The organism is Porticoccus sp., assembly GCF_041592135.1.
In the GTDB taxonomy this organism is placed as follows: Bacteria; Pseudomonadota; Gammaproteobacteria; order Pseudomonadales; family Porticoccaceae; genus Porticoccus.
In genome coordinates this window covers 1-2,642 of the sequence record NZ_JBFHQR010000198.1, presented here as the reverse complement: position 1 = coordinate 2,642, position 2,642 = coordinate 1, and the positions used below count along the sequence as shown (strand labels likewise).

The 2,642-nt window shown below is 54.8% G+C and carries 3 protein-coding genes and 1 pseudogene; 3 read left to right on the top strand and 1 reads right to left on the bottom strand.

What is annotated here, in order from left to right:
• Window positions 1-203: 203 nt before the first annotated feature.
• Window positions 204-794, bottom strand: coding sequence for a hypothetical protein (locus tag ABY948_RS12010; RefSeq protein WP_461482771.1), 591 nt, complete (start codon window positions 792-794; stop codon window positions 204-206).
• Between the two features lie 347 nt (window positions 795-1,141).
• Between ABY948_RS12010 and ABY948_RS12005 the strand changes: the two genes are divergently transcribed.
• The 3 genes and pseudogenes from ABY948_RS12005 to ABY948_RS11995 form a co-directional block, all read left to right on the top strand.
• Window positions 1,142-1,783, top strand: coding sequence for an MBL fold metallo-hydrolase (locus ABY948_RS12005; protein ID WP_461482770.1), 642 nt, complete (start codon window positions 1,142-1,144; stop codon window positions 1,781-1,783).
• A 28-nt stretch (window positions 1,784-1,811) separates the two neighbouring features.
• Entirely contained in the window at window positions 1,812-2,429 is a 618-nt protein-coding gene (locus tag ABY948_RS12000; protein WP_461482769.1) for a dUTP diphosphatase, read from the top strand.
• A gap of 88 nt (window positions 2,430-2,517) precedes the next feature.
• Window positions 2,518-2,642 (top strand): annotated as a pseudogene (locus ABY948_RS11995) (tRNA 2-thiocytidine(32) synthetase TtcA); the annotation flags it as partial.

Here is a 2,642-nt window from a genome sequence, read left to right as displayed (position 1 = left end):
GAGAAATGAATTTAGTGGTTCTAACTGAGTGACGAGCAACGACGAGTGGCGCTTTTTTAGCCGCAACCCGAAGGGCAGGGGCCATTTTTGCCCCCAGCGTTGTTGTCATTCGCTCATTTAGAATAACTAAACCACGCTCATTCCGCCTCGCTGGAAGTAAAAATGACCTCCAGCAGTGGTAATCAAATTAGTGTGAACAGGCCCTAGATACCCTGACCTTGCTTGTGAGGAGGTTCGTCGTAGAGACCATCCTTCGGTGCAGCATCCAAAATGGCTTTGAAGTAGCTGCTCGGCAGGAGAATGTTGAAGGAGCTGTTGCCATCGATGGTCAGGTTCATACCCATGTTGGCGCTATCAAAAAAAGTGATAAAGCTGAGCGGCAGGGCCATGCGCTCTTCGTAACGGCAGGACACCTCGGCACAGACATTTTCATCCGTGGACAGCGAAACAAGTTTGACTGCTTCCGCGCCATCCTTGATATTGGCATTCTTGTACGAGCGCCAGCTTTTGTCGTTGTATTGGGCGGTGATGTAGAGCACGTATTGGTCTTCGCCCTGGTGGTCTATGGCGCGCACCAGGTAAATTTCCGAGAAGTTGTCGGAAAGTACCTTGTCAGAAAAGGCGAAGTTGGGACCATAGGTGATTTCACCGTTCACCTCGTCCAGTTTGAATTCGATCAGCGTGGCAATTTCCTCTGGGGACTGCCAGTTGATCGTCGATTCCTTGGACTGGTCAGCAAAGGCCGACAGGGAGACCAGCACCAGTGCGGCCAGCAAAGCTGAGAATAGTTTCATTGCCTTACTCCATCGTGAGTCTGTTGTAGGGGCATTTATCTGAGGGGTGCCATGCTTGCGTTTTTAAACCGTTCTGGCAACCCCTTTTTTTGTGTTTTCGGCGACGACCTCATGTTCAGCCCCGTGTGCGGGTACTGGCTTTCCCGGCCGGCGAATAAACTGGTTGTAGCTGTGATCCCCCGACGCACCATTGGTTCCGGCAGGGGGTAGACATTGCTGCTATGGCGAATACCGGCGCACTGGAAGGGCGGATCAGTCTGGTCCCTGGCAAGTGAATGCCGATGGCCCGTTGCACTACCCCAGTTGTGCTACCATTGCCCCTTTCTATCCTCTGTAGCCAGCTATCCATGACCGAGCAAAACACGCCCATCGTTGTGACGTTTCCCGTGGGGCCACTGCAGTGCAACTGCACCATTATCGGCGACCCTGCCAGCAAGAAGGCCCTGGTGATTGATCCCGGTGGTGATGCCCGGTTAATTCTGTCAAAGCTCGCCGAGCTGGCGCTGAAAGTGGTGGCGATTATCCATACCCATGCCCACCTGGACCACATTCTGGCTGCCGGTGAAATCAAGAGAGCCACCGGCGCACCGATTCACCTCCACCAGGAGGACATGTTTCTGTGGGACGGCGTGGCACAGCAGTGTGTGATGTTCGGGGTGCCGCAGATTTCCCTGCCGAAACCGGACGCATACCTTACAGATGAGCACGATCTCGGCTGCTGTGAAGGGGTAGCCATTCATACCCCGGGGCATACGCCTGGCTCGACCAGCTTCTGGTTTGAACCGGCCAGGACATTGATTGCCGGCGACACCCTGTTTCGCGGCGGCATTGGCCGCACCGACTTTCCCGGTGGCGACTATAACCAGATTGTCAAATCGATCCGTCAGCGTCTCTATGCCCTGGACGATGATGTGGCGGTGGTGACCGGCCACGGCCCCGGTACCAGCATCGGTGTCGAAAAACACAGCAATAGGTTTGTGCGGGCCTGAGGGGCTGCGTGAGTTGAGGAAACTACACATGAAACAACAGATACTGGCAATGCTGGAGTTGCAGGATGCCATGAACAGCAAGGTCAACAGCAACTGGGCAGAACAGGACTTTGCCTGGTACCGGGCGATCTGGGTGGAATGCGCGGAACTGTTGGATCACTACGGCTGGAAGTGGTGGAAAAAACAGACGCCGGATGCGGACCAGGTAAAACTGGAGCTGGTGGATATCTGGCATTTCGGCCTGAGTATCCTGTTGCTGGATTCCGAAGGGCACGACGCCATTGCCGAACTGGTGGAGCGGCAGTTTGTCGAGGCCCGGCCATCCGGGGATTTCCGCGCGGATCTCGAGGCGTTTACCCTGCACACATTGCAGACCCGCAAATTTGCTGTGGCGGACTTTGCCGCGCTGATGGCCGGTATCGATCTCAGTTTCGATGAGCTCTATATCCGCTATGTCGGCAAAAATGTGCTGAATTTTTTCCGCCAGGACCACGGTTACCAGGACGGCACATACCGCAAGCAATGGGCTGGCAAGGAAGACAACGAGCATCTGGTGGAGGCGGTTGCCGAACTGGATCACAGCGGTGCCGACTTCAAGGACCTGCTCTATCAGGCACTCAGCCAACGTTATCTCGCCAGCACTTGAGCGCGTCGCTAACCCTTTGGCGACAGAGTGAAAAACGATACAATGGCGCCCCTTTGACGCTCGCAATCACAACCTGTAATGACACACCATGACTGAATTTGATACCCGCAAAGAACGGCTGGAATTTAACAAGCTGCAAAAACGCCTGCGCCGCAATGTGGGCAGCGCCATCGCCGACTACAACATGATTGAAGAGGGCGACAAAATCATGGT